Here is a 19,961-nt window from a genome sequence, read left to right on the forward strand (position 1 = left end):
TTTGCAGCGCTCGTGGGAGGGGCTTTAGCCGCGAGAAGCAGTCGCGGCTAAAGCCCCTCCAACAGGATGTTTGTTGCCGTCAGGCGTAGGGTGGATGGCGCTTCATCCATCCACCTTTGCGGGCCTCTGGTGGACGAAAAAGGCGTCGTCCACCCTACATTCAGGCTTTGATCGCCAAGCCATATTCAGCGCTGGCATCCTGCAGCCACAGCCAGAAGTAATCGGAGAAACTGCGGCGGATCAGCAGCTCCCAGGTGTCTTCGCCAGTGTGGCGGATCACCAGTTGCGACTTGGCGAAGTGGGTGCCCACCGCCTTGCCCACCGGAAAATTGCTTGGGTGCACGTCGTAGCTGGTGGACTTCATCAGCACCTCACGTACCTTCGGCCCGCTCAGTTCCAGCAGGGTCTGCCCGCCGCTGACGTTGACGATCGAAATATGCTGGCCATCCAAGGTTTCACGCAGCTTCTGTTCGACCGCGAACTCGCTGCCGCTCGGCACAATCAGCAGCCATTCATCCGGCGCCAGCCATTGCAGCGAGGTGTCGCCAGCCGCCACCAGGGTCAGCGCCACCGGCAGCTCCAGGCCCAGAGCCTTGTGCACACCACCGGCAAACGCCGGATCCTTGGCATCGCCACGCAGGGTCAGGTGACCGAGCAACTTCTTCTCGCGCACGGTCACCCCGGCGTTGGCCGAGCCTTTACCCGCCAGCTGTTCAAGGCCGGCATGGAACAGTGGCGATTCGGCGTGAGCGGCGGCCGGGCGTTGCTGATAAACGTTGATCAAATTAGACATTCTGGCGATCCCCTTTCGGGTCATAGAACACGGAGCTGACGATTTCGGCTTCGATCAGGCTGCCATCGGCCAGCGGTGCGAACACCCGCTCACCCATGCGTTTGAGCCCGCCCTTGACCACGCCCATGGCGAAGGAATAGCCCAGCGCCGCGCTCATATAGCTGGAGGTGACGTGGCCGACCATCTGCATCGGGATGCTCTGTTTCGGGTCGAAAACCAGTTGCGCGCCTTCCGGCAGTACCTTGTTGGGGTCGACGGGTTTGAGCCCGACCAATTGCTTGCGGTCTTCGCGCAGGCTGTCCTCGCGGTTCATGCCGCGCCAGCCGATCCACGAGAAGGGTTTGCTCCGGCCTACGCACCAGCCCATATTGAGGTCGTCCGGGGTGAGCGAACCGTCGGTGTCCTGACCGACGATGATGAAGCCCTTCTCGGCGCGCAGCACGTGCATGGTCTCGGTGCCGTAAGGCGTCAGGCCATGCTTCTTGCCGGCTTCGATGAGCTTTTCCCACACGCCCAGAGCATAGTCGGCCTGCACGTTGACTTCGTAGCTCAGCTCACCGGTAAAGGAGATGCGGAACACTCGCGCCGGCACGCCGCCAACCAGGCCTTCCTTCCACGTCATAAACGGGAAGCCTTCCTTGTCCAGGTCGATGTCAGTGACCTCGGCCAGCAACTTGCGGCTGTTGGGGCCGGACAGGGTCATGGTCGCCCAGTGGTCGGTGACCGAAGTGAAGTACACCTTCAGCTCCGGCCACTCGGTCTGGTGGTAAATCTCCAGCCATTCCATCACCCATGCGGCACCGCCGGTGGTGGTGGTCATCAGGAAGTGGTTATCGGCCAGGCAGGCGGTTACGCCGTCGTCGAAGACCATGCCGTCTTCCTTGCACATCAGGCCGTAGCGCGCCTTGCCCACATCCAGTTTGGTCCAGGCGTTGGTGTAGACGCGGTTGAGAAACTCGCGGGCATCCGGGCCTTGAATATCGATCTTGCCCAGGGTCGAGGCATCGAGAATGCCCACCGCGTTACGCACCGCCAGGCACTCGCGGGCCACGGCGGCGTGCAGGTCTTCGCCGGCTTTGGGGAAGTACCAGGGGCGCTTCCACTGACCCACGTCCTCGAACTCGGCACCGTTTTGCAGGTGCCAGCTTTGCATCGCGGTGTAACGCTTGGGCTCGAACAGCGCGCCACAGTGACGACCGGCCACCGCGCCGAAGGTCACCGGCGTGTAGTTCGGGCGGAACATGGTGGTGCCCATCTGCGGGATGCTGATGCCCAGCGCGGTGTAGCGTTTGACGTGCTCGACCGACTCAAAGCCTTCACGCGTGGCCAGCTCGATACCGGCCGCCGTGACGTCGTTCTGTAGATCGACAAACTGCTTGGGCGCACGCGCCGTCGGCTTGTCGTGCGGCACCTGAAAGAGCGCCAGGGACGGCTCTTCCAAACGTGGTGCGACCTGCGGCAGGCTCGCGGAGACCGCCTTGAAGCCGGCTTCGGCAGCGGCTGAAACGCCCGCTTCGAAACCATCGGCCAGGGCATCACCCAGGCTGAACACACCATTCACTGCACCGGCGCACAGGCGCTTCTGGAAGCCGCCCTCGCCCGGCACAAAGGCCAGAATGTCTTCACGCCAGGTCGGCCGACCGCCCAGGTGCGACGCCAGGTGCACCACCGGACTGTAACCGCCGGAGCTGACGATCAGGTCGCAATCGAGCACCTCGCCGGGGCTGCTGACCTTATGGCTGTGCACATCGATGGCGCAGATGCGCGCCGCGGTCACCCGCTTGCTGCCGGCCGCTTCCACCACGGCGCTGCCGGTAAGGATGCGCACGCCACGCTTGCGCGCCTCTTCCACCCAGCTACCGCGTGGGTTGCTGCGGGCATCGGCCACAGCTACCACCTGCAGACCGGCGTCGAGCCAGTCGAGCACCACGCGGTAGGCGTAATCGTTGTTGGTCGACAGCACCAGCTGTTTGCCCGGCGCCACGCCATAACGGCGCACGTAGGTGGACACGGCATCGGCGAGCATATTGCCCGGCACGTCGTTGTTGGCGTACACCAGCGGCCGCTCGTGGGCACCGGTGGCCAGCACCACACGTGTGGCGCGTACGCGGTGCATACGTTGACGCACCATGCCGAGTGGTGCGACTTCACCGAGGTGATCGGTCAGGCGCTGGTGAATGGTGAGGAAGTTGTGGTCGTGGTAACCGTTTACCGTAGAACGCGGCAACAGGGTAACTTCAGGCATGCCGGACAATTCGGCAATCACCTGCGCGGCCCAGTCGGCCGCCGGTTTGCCGTCGAGGGTTTCGCGGGTGCTGAGCAGGCTGCCGCCAAACTCTTCCTGCTCGTCCGCCAGAATCACCCGGGCACCGCTGCGTGCAGCTGCCAATGCTGCCGCCAGGCCCGCCGGGCCGGTACCAACCACCAGCACGTCGCAGTGCTGGTTCATGTAGTCGTAGCTGTCCGGGTCCACGGCGGTCGGCGCACGACCAAGCCCTGCGGCCTTACGGATGTATTTCTCGTAGGTCAGCCAGAGATTCTGCGGGTACATAAAGGTCTTGTAGTAGAACCCCGGCGGCATCATCTTGCCGCCGACCTTGCCGAGAATGCCCATCAGGTCGGTGTTTACGCTCGGCCAGCCGTTGGTGCTGCTGGCGACAAGGCCGGCGTACAGCGCTTGCTGGGTAGCGCGCACGTTGGGGATCTGCGCCGCTTCAGTGCTGCCAATCTGCAGCACGGCATTCGGCTCTTCCGCACCGGCGGCAACGATGCCGCGCGGCCGCGAATACTTGAAGCTACGGCCGACAATATCCACGCCGTTGGCCAACAAGGCGGCGGCCAGGGTGTCACCGGCAAAGCCTTGGTAACTCTGGCCGTTGAAGCTGAATGTCAGGGGCTGGCTGCGGTCAACGCGGCCGCCGCTGGCAAGACGATTGACCTGGCTCATGCCGTTACTCCTTGGTCGATGGCCTTTTTCTCGGCAGTGCCGGCAGCGGTGACGCTGGGCTTCTCGCCGATCTTGTAGGTTTCGAGAATTTCGTAGGTCACCGTGTGACGGGTGGCGTTGAAGTACTTGCGGCAACCGGCCGAATGCACCCACAGCTCGTGGTGAATGCCGCGCGGGTTATCGCGGAAGAACAGGTATTCGCCCCACTCGGCATCAGTGCAGGCGGCTGGGTCCAGCGGGCGCGGAATGTGCGCCTGGCCCTTGGCGTGGAATTCCTCTTCGGAGCGCAGTTCGCCGCAGTGAGGGCAGAAGATATGCAACATGGGTAAGCCCTCTTAGTGAGCCACGGCAGCAGCGCCGTGTTCGTCGATCAATGCGCCGGTGTGGAAACGGTCCATGGAGAACGGTTTGGCCAGCGGGTGCATCTCACCCTTGGCCAGGCTGGCAGCAAACACGTGGCCCGAACCCGGCGTGGCCTTGAAGCCGCCGGTGCCCCACCCGCAGTTGAAGAACAGATTCGGCACCGGGGTCTTGGAAATAATCGGGCAGGCGTCCGGCGAGGTGTCGACGATGCCGCCCCACTGACGGTTCATGCGCACCCGCGAGAGCACCGGGAACATCTCGACGATGGCCTGCAGGGTGTGTTCGATGGTGCCGTAGGAGCCGCGCTGGCCGTAGCCGTTGTAACCGTCGATACCGGCGCCGATGACCAGGTCGCCTTTGTCCGACTGGCTGATATAGCCGTGCACGGCGTTGGACATGATCACGCTGTCGATAATCGGCTTGATCGGCTCGGACACCAGCGCCTGCAGCGGATGGGATTCCAGCGGCAGACGAAAGCCAGCCAGGCCAGCCATATGCCCGGAGTTACCGGCGGTGACCACGCCCACGCGCTTGCCGCCGATAAAGCCCTTGTTGGTTTCCACGCCGATGCACACACCGTTTTCCTTACGGAAACCGATCACTTCGGTCTGCTGGATCAGGTCCACGCCCAGGGCATCGGCGGCGCGGGCATAGCCCCAGGCCACGGCGTCGTGACGGGCCACTCCACCACGGCGCTGCACGGTAGAGCCCATCACCGGGTAGCGGGTGTTCTTGCTGCAATCGAGGTAGGGAATCTCTGCGGCCACCTGCTTGGCATCCAGCAGTTCGCCATCCACGCCATTCAGGCGGTTGGCGCTGACGCGGCGCTCGGAGTCGCGCATGTCCTGCAGCGTATGGCACAGGTTGTAGACGCCGCGCTGGCTGAACATGACGTTGTAGTTGAGGTCCTGGGACAGGCCTTCCCACAGCTTCATCGCGTGCTCATACAGGTGCGCCGACTCATCCCACAGGTAGTTGGAACGCACGATGGTGGTGTTGCGCGCGGTGTTGCCACCGCCCAGCCAGCCCTTCTCGATCACCGCGACGTTCTTCACGCCGAACTGTTTCGCCAGGTAATAGGCCGTGGCCAAACCGTGACCGCCACCGCCGACGATGATCACGTCGTACACCGGCTTGGGCGTTGGGTTGCGCCACATGCGCTGCCAGTTTTCGTGGTGGCTGAACGCGTGCTTGAACAGGCCGAAGCCGGAATAACGTTGCATAAAGGTGCTCCTGAAACGGAAAGCTGGAACCTTGTCGCCGGGCGCGGCAGTTACCGAACCGGGTGGATCATTGCACTCAACGGTAGACCGGGTAATCGGCGCACAGCCCTGCCGCCAGGGTCGCCACCTGCGCTTCCACATCGGCATCGCCGAGGTGGTCGAGGATGTTGCAGATCCACCCGGCCAGCTCGATGCTCTGCGCTTCCTTGAAACCGCGCGTGGTGATCGCCGGGGTGCCGATACGCAGGCCCGAGGTGACAAACGGCGACTGCGGGTCATTCGGCACGGCGTTCTTGTTGACCGTGATGCCAGCTCGGCCCAGGGCGGCATCGGCGTCTTTGCCGGTCAGGCCCTGACGGATCAGGCTGACCAGGAACAGGTGGTTGTCGGTGCCGCCGGAGACCACGTCGTAGCCGCGCTCGATAAACACCTTGGCCATGGCCTGGGCATTCTTGATCACCTGCGCTTGGTATTCCTTGAAGCCCGGCTCCATGGCCTCCTTGAAGCACACCGCCTTGGCGGCGATCACATGCATCAACGGGCCGCCCTGGGCGCCGGGGAAGACCGCCGCGTTGAGTTTCTTCTCGATATCAGGATTGGCCTTGGCCAGGATCAGCCCGCCACGCGGACCGCGCAGGGTCTTGTGGGTGGTGGTGACCACATCGGCAAAGGGAATCGGATTGGGATACAGGCCAGCGGCAACCAGACCGGCGACGTGGGCCATGTCGACAAACAGCAGCGCCCCGACCTTGTCGGCGATGGCACGGAAACGCGGGAAATCCAGAGTCTTCGAGTAGGCAGAGAAACCGGCGACGATCATCTTCGGCTGGCACTCCACGGCCAGGCGCTCAACTTCGTCGTAATCGATCAAGCCAGTGGCGGTGTCGATACCGTACTGCACGGCGTTGTACAGCTTGCCAGAGGACGACACCTTGGCGCCGTGGGTCAGGTGGCCGCCGTGGGCCAGGCTCATACCGAGAATGGTGTCGCCGGCATTGATCAGCGCCAGGTACACCGCGCTGTTGGCGGAGGAGCCGGAGTGCGGCTGGACGTTGGCGTAGTCGGCACCGAACAGCGCCTTGGCGCGGTCGATGGCCAGCTGCTCGACCACATCGACATGCTCGCAGCCGCCGTAATAGCGCTTGCCCGGATAGCCTTCGGCGTACTTGTTGGTCAGGCCGCTGCCCTGGGCTTCCATGACCCGCTGGCTGGTGTAGTTTCCCGAGGCGATCAGCTCGATATGGTGCTCCTGACGGCTTTCCTCGGCGTTGATGGCGCTGAGCAATTCGTCGTCGTAGCCTTGAATCTGGTCGTGCTTGCTGAACATCGCGGATCTCCTGCGGCGCCTGGGCAGCGCATCTGTGTCGATAGCGGGCTGAGCCCTTGTGAGCCGATGGTATGACTGGCCCTGATCGGTCAGATGCCTAGGCACGCCACGGGGGATTGCGTTTGCGACATGCACAGGTCGCAATTGCGCAGACCCTCGCGACAGCGCGTTGCGGCTTCGCCTGTATGGCAGAGGATGTCGCCCACGTATCTGCACGCGGGCGTGACCGCGGATACAGTAGAAGCATCCCAAACGGCTTAGCGTTAGCGCTCACAAGGAAGCTCCCATGCCCGATCTCTCGCAACAATTCGCCAGCGACAACTACTCCGGTATCTGCCCGGAAGCCTGGGCAGCCATGGCCGAAGCCAATCAGGGGCACCAGCGTGCGTACGGCGACGACGAATGGACGGCACGCGCCGCAGACCATTTCCGCCGCCTGTTTGAAACCGACTGCGAGGTGTTCTTCGCCTTTAACGGCACGGCGGCCAACTCCCTGGCCCTGGCCTCGTTGTGCCAGAGCTACCACAGCGTGATCTGCTCGGAGACCGCCCACGTCGAAACCGACGAATGCGGCGCGCCGGAGTTCTTCTCCAACGGTTCCAAACTGCTGCTGGCCAAGACCGAGAATGGCAAACTGACGCCCGAAGCGATCCGCGACATTGCCCTCAAACGCCAGGACATCCACTACCCAAAACCGCGCGTTGTCACCCTGACCCAGGCCACGGAAGTCGGCACCGTTTACAGCCTCGATGAAGTGCGCGCGATCAGTGCGGTGTGTCGCGAACTGGGCCTGCACCTGCATATGGACGGCGCACGCTTCTCCAATGCCTGCGCTTTTCTCGGCTGCAGCCCGGCCGACCTGACCTGGAAGGCCGGCGTCGATGTGCTGTGTTTTGGCGGTACCAAAAACGGCATGGCCGTGGGCGAGGCGATCCTGTTCTTCAACAAGGACCTGGCCGAAGATTTCGACTACCGCTGCAAGCAGGCCGGTCAGCTGGCCTCGAAGATGCGTTACCTGTCCGCGCCCTGGGTCGGCATCCTGCAGAACGATGCCTGGCTGAAATACGCCCTGCACGCCAACCGCTGCGCGCAGCTGCTTGCCGAGTTGGTCAACGACATTCCGGGGGTCAGCCTGATGTTCCCGGTGCAGGCCAACGGCGTGTTCCTGCAGATGTCGGAACCGGCGCTGGAAACCCTCCGCGGCCAAGGCTGGCGCTTCTACACCTTTATCGGGGCCGGCGGCGCGCGCTTTATGTGCTCCTGCGACACCGACGAAGCGCGGGTGCGCCAGCTGGCAGGGGATATTCGCCAGGCGATGACAGCAACGAACTAGAACCTGCTCAAGGGCTCGCGAGCTAGAGCCATGCAAGGCGCTACATTAGTAACAGCCTCCGGCTGGTCAAAGCGGCGAGGAAGCGGAGTGTACTTTTGTACATGAGCATTCCGAACCTGCTTTTAACGCAGCAGAGCCGACGCGCAGCAGACCTTGAGCCGGTTCTAGCGCGGCACCAGCGCCGGCAGCAAGGTGCGCGAGATCGCCTCACGTACATTCGGCAGCAGCGTCGCGCTGCCACCCAGCAACTCCTCCACCAACCGCCGCAGCGCCACGGCGCGTTCTGGGCTTAGCCCGCTGACGGCATGCTCGCACGCCTGCTCGGCAGTGACCCCAGGTGGAATCGACAACCCCAGCGCCACCAGGCGTTCGCGTAGATCCTCCTGATCGATCAGGTCGGCGTGCATCATGGTCAATTCCTCCAGTGGTGCGTTAATAAAGAAGGCTTTCGAGTCTGGCCCAACGTTTAAACGTTGCCAAATGCAATCCAGCAAATACAGGACTGTGGGAGGCGCTTTAGCGGCGAGTTTTTAATGGTGAATGCGCGGCTAAAGCCCCTCCCACATCTACGATGACAACTCTTAACGCAGGACACCCTCTTCCAACAGTAACTTGAAGATAGCCTCGGCACCGGCCTGTGGCGATACATCCTTGAGCACCTGCCCGCCTCCGCCGGATGCCTTGGCCGTAGCAGCCTTCATCCGCTCGGCGCCGGTCTTGGCCTTGATCACCTTGAGGCGCTTGGGCCGGGGCTTGGCCGGTTGCAGCTGAGCGCTGGCAAACAGCGGGTCAGCGACCAGCTCCACCTCTTCAGCGGTCAACAGGCCACGGCGAGCCGGGCCGAAGGCGCTTTGGCGGGCGACAGGTGCCGCGTTATCCACACTGGCGACAAACGGCAGACGCACCTGCAAACGCCGGCGCTGACCGCGCGGCAAGGCTTGCAGCACCTGAGCCACGCCATTGCTGACCTGCTCCACCGCCGCCAGCCCGACCACCAGCGGCCAGCCGAGCTGTTCCGCCAGCAGGTAAGGCAGCATGCCGGAGCCTTCGCCGGTTTCCGCCTGACTGCCGGTCAACACCAGCTGCGCGCTGGAGTCGGCCAGGTAGTCGGCCAGCACCGGCAGCGCATCGCTGTGCGCCGGTTTTTCGAGAACTTTGATCTGATTAAGGCCCATGCCCAGGTAAGCGCGCAGCGCTTCCTGCTACGGGTCGCCGGCATGCAGCACCTGCAAGCGCTCACCGGCCAGGCGCAGGCCCAGCTCGACCGCTCGAGCATCCTGCTCGGCGCGACGTGGGCGGCCGGAGGTCGGGTGAGCACCTACGGAAACCAGCGTAACTACCTGCAAATCAGTCATGGCGCAGCTCCGTAGGGTGGAAGACGCTGTGTTCTTCCACCATGTCGGTGTGGGCAATGGTGGATTGGTGAAACGTCATCCACCCTACTGTTTGGTTACGCCGCATCGCATTCTGCTCCCTGCCGGTGGGCGGCAACACGCTCGATCAACGCCTGCAGGATCGCCGCAGACTCACCGATCACCGACAGATCAGCGCGCTTGATCATGTCGCAGGTCGGGTCGAGGTTGATCGCCACCACCTTGTCGCAGGCGTCAATGCCTTGCAGGTGCTGGATCGCCCCGGAAATCCCCACGGCCACATACACCCGCGCCGTGACCCAGATGCCCGACGCGCCAACCTGGCGCTCGCGGCCCATAAAGCCATCGTCCACCGCCACCCGCGAGGCGCCTTCGGTGGCGCCCAGCGCCGCAGCGGCCTGGTGGAACAGCGCCCAGTCCTTCACGCCATTGCCGCCGGAGAGAATAAATTCGGCCTCGGCCATGGGGATCTGCGCGGGATCGACCGCCACCGCGCCCAGATTCTGAATTCGTGGCAAGTGGCTGACCAGCGCCTCACTGAACGCCAGCGGCCGCACTTCATGGCGGGTTTCGCTGACCGGCTCAGCGCATTCCACCGCCGCCAGAATCAGGCGTGGTGCTTGTTGCACCAGGTCTTCCCGACCGGCACCGGCACGCCCGCTGGCCATGCCATCAGCCACCTGCCAGACCCGCGTGGCCGGGCGTTCGCCGAGCTTAGCGGCCAGGCGACGGCCCAGCTCTCCGCCACCGCTGCGGCTGTCGGGCAGCAACCAGTGGCGCGGCGACAATTGCCGCTCCAGCGCACCCAACGCCAGCACACGCGCTTCCGGGGCATAGCCGTCGAAATCGTCACCGGCAAACTGCAGCAGGCGGTCGACGCCGTTGCTGTCGAAGGCGCTTTCCTTGTGCTCGCCAAAGATCACTGCGACCACCGCGCCGTCGCGACCGGCAAGCTTGTGCGCCAGGCCGAGCAGGTCCTTGTCATGGGCGCTCAGGCGGCCGCCAACCATGTCCGGCACCACGGCGATATAGAACGCCGGTTGCTCGATCACATGCAGTGGCAATTGCACCACGGCACTGGCCGTCGAGCGCTTGGCCGCGCCGCCCTGCTGCGCGCCGGAACGGTCGATGCGTTTAAGGCCGTTGGGGCCGACAAAGCCCACCGCATGCGGGTTCTTGCGCAGCACCCCGGCAGGGCTGAGCCAGCTGGCCACCGCCGGCTGCGTGGCGGCATGCAGCGGGTGCAGACGGTTGCGGGCAATCCATTCGGCCCGTGGATCACGGCGGATCAGGTCGCTCATGGGCTTACCTCGGCTGCTTCACGCGGGGCCGGCGCAGGCTGCTTCGCCTCGACCACGCCATCGATCAACACATCGGCCACCAGCTCGGCAATGTCCTTGACCTCAGGGCGCGGGCCGACCACGCCTTCGAGCATCGCGGTGCACTGCGGGCAACCCACGGCGACCAGCTCGGCGGCGGTTTCCTTGATATCGGCCATGCGCATATCGGGAATCCGCTGCTTGCCAGGAATATCGGTGATCGGCGCACCGCCACCACCGCCACAGCAGCGGGAACGGAAGCCCGAACGCTGCATTTCCTTCACTTCGATGCCGATAGCATTCAGCACATTGCGCGGTGCTTCGTATTCACCGTTGTAGCGGCCCAGGTAGCACGGATCGTGGTAAGTGACCGAGCCGCCCTTGTGGGTGCCAAGGTTGAGTTTCTGGCCGCTGATCAGCTGGTCCATATAGGTGCTGTGATGCAGCACCGTATAGCGACCGCCCAGCTCACCGTATTCGTTTTTCAGCACATGGAAGCTGTGCGGATCGCAGGTGACGATGCGCTTGAACTGGTACTTGGCCAGGGTGGCAATATTGCGTTTGGCCAGCAGCTGGAAGGTTGCTTCATCGCCCAGACGGCGGGCCACGTCGCCGCTGTCGCGCTCTTCCAGGCCAAGCACGGCGAAGTCGACCTTGGCGGCTTTCAGCACTTTGACAGAGGCGCGCAGGGTGCGCTGGTTGCGCATGTCGAAGGCACCGTCGCCGACCCAGAACAGCACATCGACCTTCTGTTTGTCGCTCATCAGCGGCAGGTTCAAATCCGCTGCCCAGTTCAGCCGACCACCGGGGTTGAAGCCGCCGGGGTTGTCGGTGGCGATCAGGTTGTCCAACACCTCGGCGCCCTTGTTCGGCGTCGCGCCCTTTTCCAGGGTGAGATGGCGGCGCATATCGACGATGGCATCGACGTGCTCGATCATCATCGGGCACTCCTCGACGCAGGCGCGGCAGGTGGTGCACGACCACAGCGTTTCGGCATCGACCAGGGCTTTGCCATGCAGATTGACGATGGGCAGATGCGGGCCGCCGCTGTGTTCGCCTACTGGTTTTCCTGGGTACGGCGAACCGGCGAACTTGGCATCGCTGCCGCCGGCCAGGCCAACCACCATGTCCTGAATCAGCTTTTTCGGATTAAGCGGCTGGCCGGCAGCAAAGGCAGGGCAGGCCGCCTCGCACTTGCCGCACTGCACGCAGGCATCGAAGTCGAGCAACTGGTTCCAGGTGAAATCCGTAGGCTTTTCCACACCCAGCGGGGCTTTAATATCGTCCAGATTCAAGGCCTTCAGCCCGGTCGAGCGACCGCCACCGAAGCGTTCGCTGCGGCGGTGCCAGGCCAGGTGCAGGGCGCCGGCGAAGGCGTGCTTCATCGGCCCACCCCAGGTCATGCCGAAGAACAGCTCGGACACACCCCAGGCCACACCGACAGTCAACAGCAGCGCCAGCACCCAACCACCAAATCCTTCCGGCAGGATGCCGGCAACAGGAAGCGTGGCGATAAAGAAGCTGCCGGCAAACACCAGCAGGCTTTTCGGCAGACGCATCCACGGGCCTTTCGACAAGCGCGATGGCGGGTCGAGGCGGCGCTTGGCGACAAACAGCGCGCCGCCGAACATCAGCGCGGTCGCCGCCAGCAGGGCGAAGCCGAGGATGCGATTGTGCAGGCCCAAGCCGTGTACCAGAATCGCCAGCATGGCGGCCAGAACAAAACCACCGGCCGTGGCCACGTGGGTGTTGGCGATGTATTTATCGCGCGCCACCACATGGTGCAGATCAACCATATAGCGACGCGGCATGGCCAGCAGCCCGCCTAGCCAGTCGACCTGAGCCGGGCGGCCACGGCGCCACATCAGAAAGCGTTTGACAGCACCCATCACCGCCAACGCCAGCGCGGCGAACAACAGAATGGGCAGGATGGTGTTCAGCATGGCCGCACCCTTCAGATGATCCGTAGGGTGGATGGACGAAGCCATCCACCGTATTCAATTGCGCGTTGACCCGTGGTGGATAAGCAGAGCGTTATCCACCCTACAAAGGCCGCATCGCGTCAGCCGTTAAGCTCCGTCGGGAGATGGCAGAAGCCATCCCCCGAGCCCTGACTTAGACGTCCTTGCACAACCGCAGCGCGTCGTAGATCGCCGCGTGGGTGTTGCGCTGGGCCACGCAATCGCCGATACGGAACAGCAGATAGCCTTCACTCGCCTCGGATAAACAAGGCTGCGGCTGAATGGCGAACAGCGCTTCCACGTCGATCTGACCCTTGTTGCGCGAGCCGTCCTTGAGCGCGTAGTACAGGCGCTCATCGGGACGCACGCCGTTCTCCACCACAACCTGATCGACCACCCGCTCTTCTTTCGCGCCGGTGTATTCGTTCTCCAGCACCGCCACCAGCTTGTCGCCTTCGCGGTAGACCTTCTCCAACATCAGGTCGCCGGTCATGATCACTTCTTTCGGATACAGGCTGCGGTAATAGGTCGGGAAGCTGGTGCCGCCAATGGCTACACCCGGTTTGATGTCGTCGGTGACGATCTCCACTTTCGCGCCCTTCTCGGCAATAAAGTCGGCCACCGACATGCCGGTGAATTCACAGATGGTGTCGTAAACCAGCACGTTGTTGCCCGGCGCGACCTTGCCGTCGAGGATGTCCCAACTGCTGACCACCAGGCCTTCGGCCGCGCCCCAGTGCTCGTTCTGCTCTAGGAACGGATGGCCGCCGTTGGCCAGCACGACGATATCCGGGCTCAGGTCCATGATGCTCGCCTCGTCCGCGCCGGTACCCAGGCGCAGGTCGATATTCAGGCGTGCCAGCTCCAGCTGGAACCAGCGGGTGATGCCGGCCATCTGATCACGCTGCGGCGCTTTGGCGGCCAGGCTGATCTGCCCGCCGAGGCTGTCTCTCTTCTCGAACAGGGTTACGTCGTGGCCGCGCTCGGCGGCGACGCGTGCGGCTTCCATCCCGGCCGGGCCACCACCGACGATCACCACCTTGCGCTTCGGCCCGCTGGTTTTCTCGATGATATGCGGCAGGCCCATATATTCACGGCTGGTCGCGGCATTCTGAATGCACAGCACATCCAGGCCCTGGTACTGGCGGTCGATGCAGTAGTTGGCACCGACGCACTGCTTGATCTGGTCGACCTGGCCCATCTTGATCTTGGCGATCAGGTGCGGGTCGGCGATGTGCGCGCGGGTCATGCCGACCATGTCGACATAGCCGCCTTCCAAAATCCGCGTGGCCTGATTGGGGTCCTTGATGTTCTGCGCGTGCAGCACCGGCACCTTGACCACTTCCTTGATCCCGGCGGCCAGGTGCAGGAACGGCTCCGGCGGGTAGCTCATGTTGGGGATGACGTTGGCCAGGGTGTTGTGGGTGTCGCAGCCCGAGCCGACCACGCCGATGAAGTCGATCATGCCGGTGGCGTCGTAATAGGCCGCGATCTGCTTCATGTCCTCATGCGACAGGCCGTCCGGGTGGAACTCGTCACCGCAGATGCGCATACCGACGCAGAAGTCATCACCCACCTCTGCACGCACGGCCTTGATCACTTCCAGGCCGAACTTCATCCGACCCTCGAAGGTGCCGCCCCACTCGTCAGTACGCTTGTTGACCCGAGGCGACCAGAACTGGTCGATCATATGTTGGTGCACCGCCGAGAGCTCCACCCCGTCCAGGCTGCCCTCTTTCGCGCGGCGCGCGGCGCGCGGCGCTGGCGTAGTTGCCGATCACCCGCCAGATTTCCTCGACCTCAATGGCCTTGCAGGTGGCGCGGTGCACCGGCTCACGAATGCCCGATGGCGACATCAGAGTCGGCCAGTGAAACCCATCCCATCTGGACCGGCGGCCCATATGGGTAATCTGGATCATGATCTTGGCGCCGTGCTTGTGCATGGCGTCGGCCAGATTCTGGAAGTGCGGAATGATTCGGTCGGTGGACAGATTGACCGAACTCCACCACTGCTGCGGGCTGTCGATGGCCACTACCGAGGAGCCGCCACAGATGGCCAGACCGATGCCGCCCTTGGCCTTCTCTTCGTAGTACTGCACATACCGTTCGGTGGTCATGCCGCCGTCGGTGGCATACACCTCGGCGTGCGCAGTGCTGAGCACGCGGTTGCGGATGGTCAGCTTGCCGATCTGGATCGGCTGGAACATTGCTTCGAAAGCCATTACGGCACCCTCACGGAACTAAGGATGGTCTGAAGTAGCCATGTATTTCTGGCTGACTTCAGCCCCCGCCGATTTTGAAAGCGGCAAATCGATCAAAAACGATCAGATTACCCATTCATTTCTGTGTTTTTAGCCGCCGCGAGTAGCTCGCGGCAGCCATTTCCCGCATTACAGGCGCACCTCTCCTGCATTGGTCAGTAAATGTCGGCGTGCCATCCACAGGTTCGACAGCGCGAACAGCGTCATCAGTTGCGCCGTGTTCTTGGCCAAGCCACGGAAGCGTGTCTTTACATAACTGAACTGACGCTTGATCACCCGGAACGGGTGCTCAACCTTGGCGCGCACCTGGGCCTTGGCCTTCTCGATCTTGCGTTTGGCTTTGTACAGCGGGCTGCTCTTACCCAGCTTCTTATAGGTGCTGCGGCGGGCAGCAACCTGCCAGATCACCTCGCGCCCATCATGTTCGGGGCGCTTTTCGACGCCGGTATAACCCGCATCGGCGCGCACCACGTTTTCCTCGCCGTGCAGCAACTTGTCGACCTGAGTGACATCCGCCACGTTGGCCGCCGTGCCTACCACGCTGTGTACCAGCCCCGACTCGTCATCCACGCCAATGTGCGCCTTCATGCCGAAGTAGTATTGGTTGCCCTTCTTGGCCTGGTGCATCTCTGGGTCGCGTTTGCCGTCCTTGTTCTTGGTCGAACTCGGCGCATTGATCAGCGTGGCATCGACGATGGTGCCTTGGCGCAACGACAGGCCACGGTCGCCAAGATAGCCATTGATGACGGCCAGGATGCCGGCAGCCAACTCATGTTTCTCCAGCAGACGACGGAAGTTGAGGATGGTGGTTTCGTCGGGGATACGTTCCAGACTCAGCCCGGCGAACTGCCGCAGGATAGTGGTCTCGTACAGCGCTTCTTCCATCGCCGGGTCGCTGTAGCCGAACCAGTTCTGCATCAGGTGCACACGTAGCATCGCCATCAGCGGATAGGCCGGCCGACCGCCTTCACCCTTGGGGTAATACGGTTCGATCAGTGCGATCAAACCCTTCCACGGCACCACCCGATCCATCTCGATCAGGAACAACTCTTTGCGGGTCTGCTTGCGTTTGCCGGCGTACTCGGCATCGGCGAAGGTCATTTGCTTCATCGGAAAACTCGGCGGGTGGCGTCCGGGCATTTTGCCAAAATCAGGAAGTCTTATTCAGAGTTTTCCTAAGGATTGTGGGAGGCGTTTTAGCGGCGATAGCGGTCGGCCAATCGCGGCTAAAGCCCCTCCCACACAGGGTTGTCTTTAGCGTGGCTTGACCACAAACAGGCCATCGTCGTGGCCCTCTTCGGAACCGCCATAGACCTGCTCGGCCACGGTGCGCAGCGCACTGCCCTGGGCCTGGAGAATCTGGTCCATGGCGCCGGCAAACCAGCCGGTAAACATGTAGTCGACCTTGCGCCCGCACTTGCCGTAGACGTACACAAAGGCCGAGTGCTTCAGACGCACGCTGGCGGTGCCTTTCTCCAAATCGATGGCTTCGATCTCGAACAGACCCCAGCCGCGTTGCGACAGGCGCTTCATATAGTGTTCGAACACCGCCACACCCGAGAGGCCATGGCATTCAGCTTCCTTCTCGCACCAGTGCCAGGCGGACTTGTAGCCAGCCTTGTAAAGGATCTCGGCATAGGCCTCAGCGCCCAGTACTTCCTCGATACCGATGTGGTTATTGACGAAGAAATGCCGCGGCACATAGAGCATCGGCAGCGCGTCGGTGGTCCAGACGCCGGTTTCGTCGTCTACCTGGATAGGCATTTCGGGTGCGTGGGTGGCCATGTGTTCAGTGCTCCAGAATTCGTTGTCTTGCGTATTTGAAAAGTGCCGATGGATACCTGTGGAGCCGTAGCGAGCATGCCGAGAGCAAGGAGACCCACAGCGACAAGCGAGAGCAGTACGCATGCACGGCGAGCTTGTCGCGAGGACGCGACGCAGCTATCGGTGGGCGCAGTAAGCTCCGGAGGTATTCATCACTCGCCCCAGACGTCTGCCAGTCCCCTTACCCAGTTCTCGCCCATGATCTTGCGTACCACACGCTCGGAATGGCCGCGCTTGAGCAGAGTCTCGGTGAGGTTGGGGAATTCGCCGACGGTGCGGATGCCGAACGGGTTGATGATCTTGCCGAAGCTGGTCAGCCGGCGGGCATAGCCTTTGTCGTGGGTCAGGTACTCGAAGAAGTCCTGGCCATGGCCCTGGGTGAAATCGGTGCCAATACCGATGGCGTCTTCGCCGACGATGTTCATCACGTACTCGATGGCTTCGGCGTAGTCGTCGATGGTCGAGTCGATGCCTTTGGCCAGGAACGGCGCGAACATGGTCACGCCGACAAAGCCGCCGTGATCGGCGATAAATTTCAGCTCGGCATCGGACTTGTTGCGCGGGTGCTCTTTCAGCCCCGACGGCAGGCAGTGGGAATAGGTGACCGGCTTCTTCGATTCGAGGATGACTTCCTCGGAAGTCTTCGAACCCACATGCGAGAGGTCGCACATGATGCCGACACGGTTCATCTCGGCAACGATCTCGCGGCCGAAGCCGGACAGCCCGCCGTCACGCTCGTAGCAGCCGGTGCCGACCAGGTTCTGGGTGTTGTAGCACATCTGCACAATGCCCACGCCGAGCTGCTTGAACACCTCGACATAGCCGATCTGGTCCTCGAATGCGTGGGCGTTCTGGAAGCCGAAGAGGATGCCGGTCTTGCCCTGCTCTTTAGCCTTGCGGATGTCGGCGGTGCTGCGCACCGGCATCACCAGGTCGCTATTCTCGCGGATCAGCTTCTGGCTGGCGGCGATATTGTTCACCGTGGCCTGAAAGCCTTCCCACACCGACACGGTGCAGTTGGCCGCAGTCAGGCCGCCTTTGCGCATGTCTTCGAACAGTTCGCGGTTCCACTTGGCGATGATCAGCCCGTCAATAACGATGCTGTCGGCGTGCAATTCGGCTGGGTTCATCAGGCAGTCCCCTTTTTAGCTGTGTCGCCAAACCCGTTGTTGGCGCTTTGGACTGAGCATATCCCCGAGGGCTCTGGCGACCCGGTGCAAAAACGACCGGGGTATTGCCGAAAGCGTCAAAGCCGGGTCGCAGGCGGATATGCGCAGGCCAGAGGGCCGGTACAAGGCAGCGACTACCCGTAGGGTGGGTTAGGCGCGAACCGGAATCAGGCAAATACCACCGATTATCAACGCGCCGTAACCCACCATGACGATCTACCGGCAAACCGCAATGGTGGGTTACGCAGCGCCCGAGTTGCGTGGTGCAGTCAATAACTAGCCCCGGCGCCACTGACCCACCCTACAAAAGCAGCCTGCATACAGTTCTGATACATCGCCAATAAAAAAAGCCCCTGCCCGGGGGTATCCGGCAGAGGCCAAAGTGACCCTTGAGGTGGGTCTCAGTGTGTTGCAGAGGTCACAGGCCTGCGCCGCGCCGCCAGCAGACCGTAGGCGGTCAGGCCAAGCAGCAGCCACAGGCCGAACGTCATGCCGGCTTACTCTGCGCCGACCTGACGCAGGTATGGCGCCGGCGCCGCACCGAGGTTGTTGAGCACGCGTTCGCTGTACCAGTCGATAAAGTTGACCACGCCGAACTCGTAGGTCTTCGAGTAGGGGCCGGGCTGGTAAGCGGTGGAGTTGATGCCGCGCTGGTTCTCTTCAGCCAGACGACGGTCCTGGTCGTTGGTGGCGTCCCACACCTGACGCAGGCGGGCGACGTAGTAATCAACGCCTTCCACGGCATCCTTGTGCACCAACCATTTGGTGGTGACCATGGTTTCCTGCGCGCTGATCGGCCACACGGTGAAGACGATCATATGGTCGCCCATGCAGTGGTTCCACGAATGCGGCAGGTGCAGGATACGCATCGAGCCGAGGTCCGGATCGGTAATGCGGCCCATGAGTTTCTTGCAGCCCTGCTTGCCATCCATTGTCATGGACACGGTGCCCTTGAGCAGCGGCATGCGCACGATGCGGTTGCGCAGGCCGAAGCTGGCATGGGCGTAGGGAATATTGTCCTTGTCCCAGCGAGTGGTGCACTCGCTGACCTGATCCTTGAACGCCTGAGTAGCGCGCGGGTCGGTGACGTCATCCCACTCCAGCAGGGTATTTAGCAGTTCCGGGTGCGAACCGTTGCAGTGGTAGCACTCGCGGTTGTTCTCCAGCACCAGCTTCCAGTTGGCTTTTTCCATCAAGGTGGTTTGCACCGCCACCTTGGTGTTTTCCATGTCGTAGGGCTCCATATAGTGAGCCAGGGTGCTGAGGAAATCGTCGATGGCCGGCGGGTTCTCTGCCAGCGAGATAAAGATGTAACCGCCTGCCACCTTGCAGTTGACCGGCTTCAGGCTGTAGTCCTTGAGGTCAAAATCCGCGCCCATTTCAGTGCCGGCGAACAGCAGGCGACCGTCCAGCTCGTAGGTCCACTGGTGATAAGGGCACACCAGCTTGGCCACCTTGCCCTTTTCGCTGGTGCACAGGCGCGAGCCACGATGACGGCAGACGTTATGGAACGCATGCACCACACCATCGGCGCCACGAATCACCATGATCGGGTTGTCGCCGAGCTGCAGGGTGAGGAAGTTGCCCTTGGCCGGAATCTCGCAGGTCATGCCGGCGATCAGCCATTCCTTGTGGAAGATCTCCTGCATGTCGATCTTGAACAGACGCTCGTCGTTATAGAACGGCTGCGGCAGGGAAAAGGTCCGTTCGCGGGTCTGCAGCATCTCTGCGGCGGCCTTGCGTGCGGGCTCCAGCGGATCGCCCAGGCTCAGGGTGGAAGTGACGTCCATCGGTAACTCCTCAATGGCTCATCGTCTAGTGCGACGGCCGTAAAAGTGGCTAATCGGTTGCTACGCAAGGTGGCGTCATTGCCCCGTTCTGCGCCTGCCGATGGCGACTGGATGAAAGAGGAATTCGCTCGTGACCTTTTGCTTCGGCTGGCTGCGAGTGTGGCGCTCGCCGTGGGCGAAACCTTATCTATGGGCGACATGGCCACATCCGTTTCCGACGCGGTAAACCAAGGCCTGCGCGGCAGGTCGCGATAAGCATGTAAATGTCGCTGGCAGAT

13 protein-coding genes and 2 pseudogenes are annotated in these 19,961 nt (G+C 62.5%); 1 reads left to right on the forward strand and 14 read right to left on the reverse strand.

Going from position 1 to position 19,961, the window contains the following annotated elements; translation table 11 throughout:
* Positions 1-160: 160 nt before the first annotated feature.
* The 5 genes from BLW24_RS08735 to glyA form a co-directional block, all read right to left on the reverse strand.
* Positions 161-793, reverse strand: coding sequence for a sarcosine oxidase subunit gamma (locus BLW24_RS08735; protein WP_090379263.1), 633 nt, complete (start codon positions 791-793; stop codon positions 161-163).
* Positions 786-3,740, reverse strand: a complete 2,955-nt coding sequence (locus BLW24_RS08740; protein ID WP_090379266.1) for a sarcosine oxidase subunit alpha — start codon at positions 3,738-3,740, stop codon at positions 786-788. Before BLW24_RS08740 ends, BLW24_RS08735 begins: the two co-directional genes overlap by 8 nt.
* Entirely contained in the window at positions 3,737-4,063 is a 327-nt protein-coding gene (locus BLW24_RS08745; RefSeq protein ID WP_090379269.1) for a sarcosine oxidase subunit delta, read from the reverse strand. The genes BLW24_RS08740 and BLW24_RS08745 overlap by 4 nt, the downstream gene beginning before the upstream one ends.
* A gap of 12 nt (positions 4,064-4,075) precedes the next feature.
* Positions 4,076-5,326: a sarcosine oxidase subunit beta family protein gene (locus tag BLW24_RS08750; protein ID WP_090379272.1), complete on the reverse strand. Its 1,251-nt coding sequence runs from the start codon at positions 5,324-5,326 to the stop codon at positions 4,076-4,078.
* Positions 5,327-5,402: 76 nt separating this feature from the next.
* The gene (gene glyA, locus BLW24_RS08755; RefSeq protein ID WP_090379275.1) at positions 5,403-6,653 is read right to left on the reverse strand and encodes a serine hydroxymethyltransferase; all 1,251 of its coding nucleotides are present in this window, start codon (positions 6,651-6,653) and stop codon (positions 5,403-5,405) included.
* A gap of 286 nt (positions 6,654-6,939) precedes the next feature.
* Here glyA and BLW24_RS08760 point away from each other — a divergent pair, with 286 nt between their 5' ends.
* Positions 6,940-7,986 (forward strand): threonine aldolase family protein, encoded by a 1,047-nt coding sequence (locus tag BLW24_RS08760; protein ID WP_090379278.1) that lies wholly within the window; start codon positions 6,940-6,942, stop codon positions 7,984-7,986.
* A gap of 164 nt (positions 7,987-8,150) precedes the next feature.
* Here the strand turns inward: BLW24_RS08760 and BLW24_RS08765 are convergent, their stop codons facing one another.
* The 9 genes and pseudogenes from BLW24_RS08765 to gbcA all read right to left on the reverse strand — a co-directional run bounded on the left by BLW24_RS08765 (position 8,151) and on the right by gbcA (position 19,683).
* Positions 8,151-8,396, reverse strand: a complete 246-nt coding sequence (locus BLW24_RS08765) for a hypothetical protein (RefSeq protein WP_090379281.1) — start codon at positions 8,394-8,396, stop codon at positions 8,151-8,153.
* A gap of 171 nt (positions 8,397-8,567) precedes the next feature.
* Positions 8,568-9,341, reverse strand: a pseudogene (etfB, locus tag BLW24_RS08770) (electron transfer flavoprotein subunit beta).
* Positions 9,342-9,436: 95 nt separating this feature from the next.
* Entirely contained in the window at positions 9,437-10,660 is a 1,224-nt protein-coding gene (gene etfA, locus BLW24_RS08775) for an electron transfer flavoprotein subunit alpha (protein ID WP_090379284.1), read from the reverse strand.
* Positions 10,657-12,621, reverse strand: coding sequence for a dimethylglycine demethylation protein DgcB (dgcB, locus tag BLW24_RS08780; RefSeq protein ID WP_090387672.1), 1,965 nt, complete (start codon positions 12,619-12,621; stop codon positions 10,657-10,659). The genes etfA and dgcB overlap by 4 nt, the downstream gene beginning before the upstream one ends.
* Positions 12,622-12,793: 172 nt before the next feature.
* Positions 12,794-14,861, reverse strand: a pseudogene (dgcA, locus tag BLW24_RS08785) (dimethylglycine demethylation protein DgcA).
* Positions 14,862-15,029: 168 nt separating this feature from the next.
* Positions 15,030-16,010: an IS5 family transposase gene (locus BLW24_RS08790; RefSeq protein WP_090379286.1), complete on the reverse strand. Its 981-nt coding sequence runs from the start codon at positions 16,008-16,010 to the stop codon at positions 15,030-15,032.
* Positions 16,011-16,154: 144 nt separating this feature from the next.
* Positions 16,155-16,685, reverse strand: a complete 531-nt coding sequence (locus BLW24_RS08795) for a DUF5943 domain-containing protein (RefSeq protein WP_090379289.1) — start codon at positions 16,683-16,685, stop codon at positions 16,155-16,157.
* A 191-nt stretch (positions 16,686-16,876) separates the two neighbouring features.
* Positions 16,877-17,854 (reverse strand): dipeptidase, encoded by a 978-nt coding sequence (locus tag BLW24_RS08800; protein ID WP_090379292.1) that lies wholly within the window; start codon positions 17,852-17,854, stop codon positions 16,877-16,879.
* Between the two features lie 536 nt (positions 17,855-18,390).
* On the reverse strand, positions 18,391-19,683 hold the full coding sequence (gbcA, locus tag BLW24_RS08805) for a glycine-betaine demethylase subunit GbcA (RefSeq protein WP_090379295.1): 1,293 nt from the start codon (positions 19,681-19,683) through the stop codon (positions 18,391-18,393).
* Between the last annotated feature and the right edge of the window lie 278 nt (positions 19,684-19,961).

The organism is Pseudomonas anguilliseptica, from assembly GCF_900105355.1.
Classification (GTDB): domain Bacteria; phylum Pseudomonadota; class Gammaproteobacteria; order Pseudomonadales; family Pseudomonadaceae; genus Aquipseudomonas; species Aquipseudomonas anguilliseptica.

What these genes read in the sequence shown, in the direction of transcription:
- BLW24_RS08735 (WP_090379263.1), bottom strand. Translation starts at nt 793, where the DNA reads ATGTCTAATTTGATCAACGTTTATCAGCAACGCCCGGCCGCCGCTCAC.
- BLW24_RS08740 (WP_090379266.1), bottom strand. Translation starts at nt 3,740, where the DNA reads ATGAGCCAGGTCAATCGTCTTGCCAGCGGCGGCCGCGTTGACCGCAGC.
- BLW24_RS08745 (WP_090379269.1), bottom strand. Translation starts at nt 4,063, where the DNA reads ATGTTGCATATCTTCTGCCCTCACTGCGGCGAACTGCGCTCCGAAGAG.
- BLW24_RS08750 (WP_090379272.1), bottom strand. Translation starts at nt 5,326, where the DNA reads ATGCAACGTTATTCCGGCTTCGGCCTGTTCAAGCACGCGTTCAGCCAC.
- glyA (WP_090379275.1), bottom strand. Translation starts at nt 6,653, where the DNA reads ATGTTCAGCAAGCACGACCAGATTCAAGGCTACGACGACGAATTGCTC.
- BLW24_RS08760 (WP_090379278.1), top strand. Translation starts at nt 6,940, where the DNA reads ATGCCCGATCTCTCGCAACAATTCGCCAGCGACAACTACTCCGGTATC.
- BLW24_RS08765 (WP_090379281.1), bottom strand. Translation starts at nt 8,396, where the DNA reads ATGATGCACGCCGACCTGATCGATCAGGAGGATCTACGCGAACGCCTG.
- etfA (WP_090379284.1), bottom strand. Translation starts at nt 10,660, where the DNA reads ATGAGCGACCTGATCCGCCGTGATCCACGGGCCGAATGGATTGCCCGC.
- dgcB (WP_090387672.1), bottom strand. Translation starts at nt 12,621, where the DNA reads ATGCTGAACACCATCCTGCCCATTCTGTTGTTCGCCGCGCTGGCGTTG.
- BLW24_RS08790 (WP_090379286.1), bottom strand. Translation starts at nt 16,010, where the DNA reads ATGAAGCAAATGACCTTCGCCGATGCCGAGTACGCCGGCAAACGCAAG.
- BLW24_RS08795 (WP_090379289.1), bottom strand. Translation starts at nt 16,685, where the DNA reads ATGGCCACCCACGCACCCGAAATGCCTATCCAGGTAGACGACGAAACC.
- BLW24_RS08800 (WP_090379292.1), bottom strand. Translation starts at nt 17,854, where the DNA reads ATGAACCCAGCCGAATTGCACGCCGACAGCATCGTTATTGACGGGCTG.
- gbcA (WP_090379295.1), bottom strand. Translation starts at nt 19,683, where the DNA reads ATGGACGTCACTTCCACCCTGAGCCTGGGCGATCCGCTGGAGCCCGCA.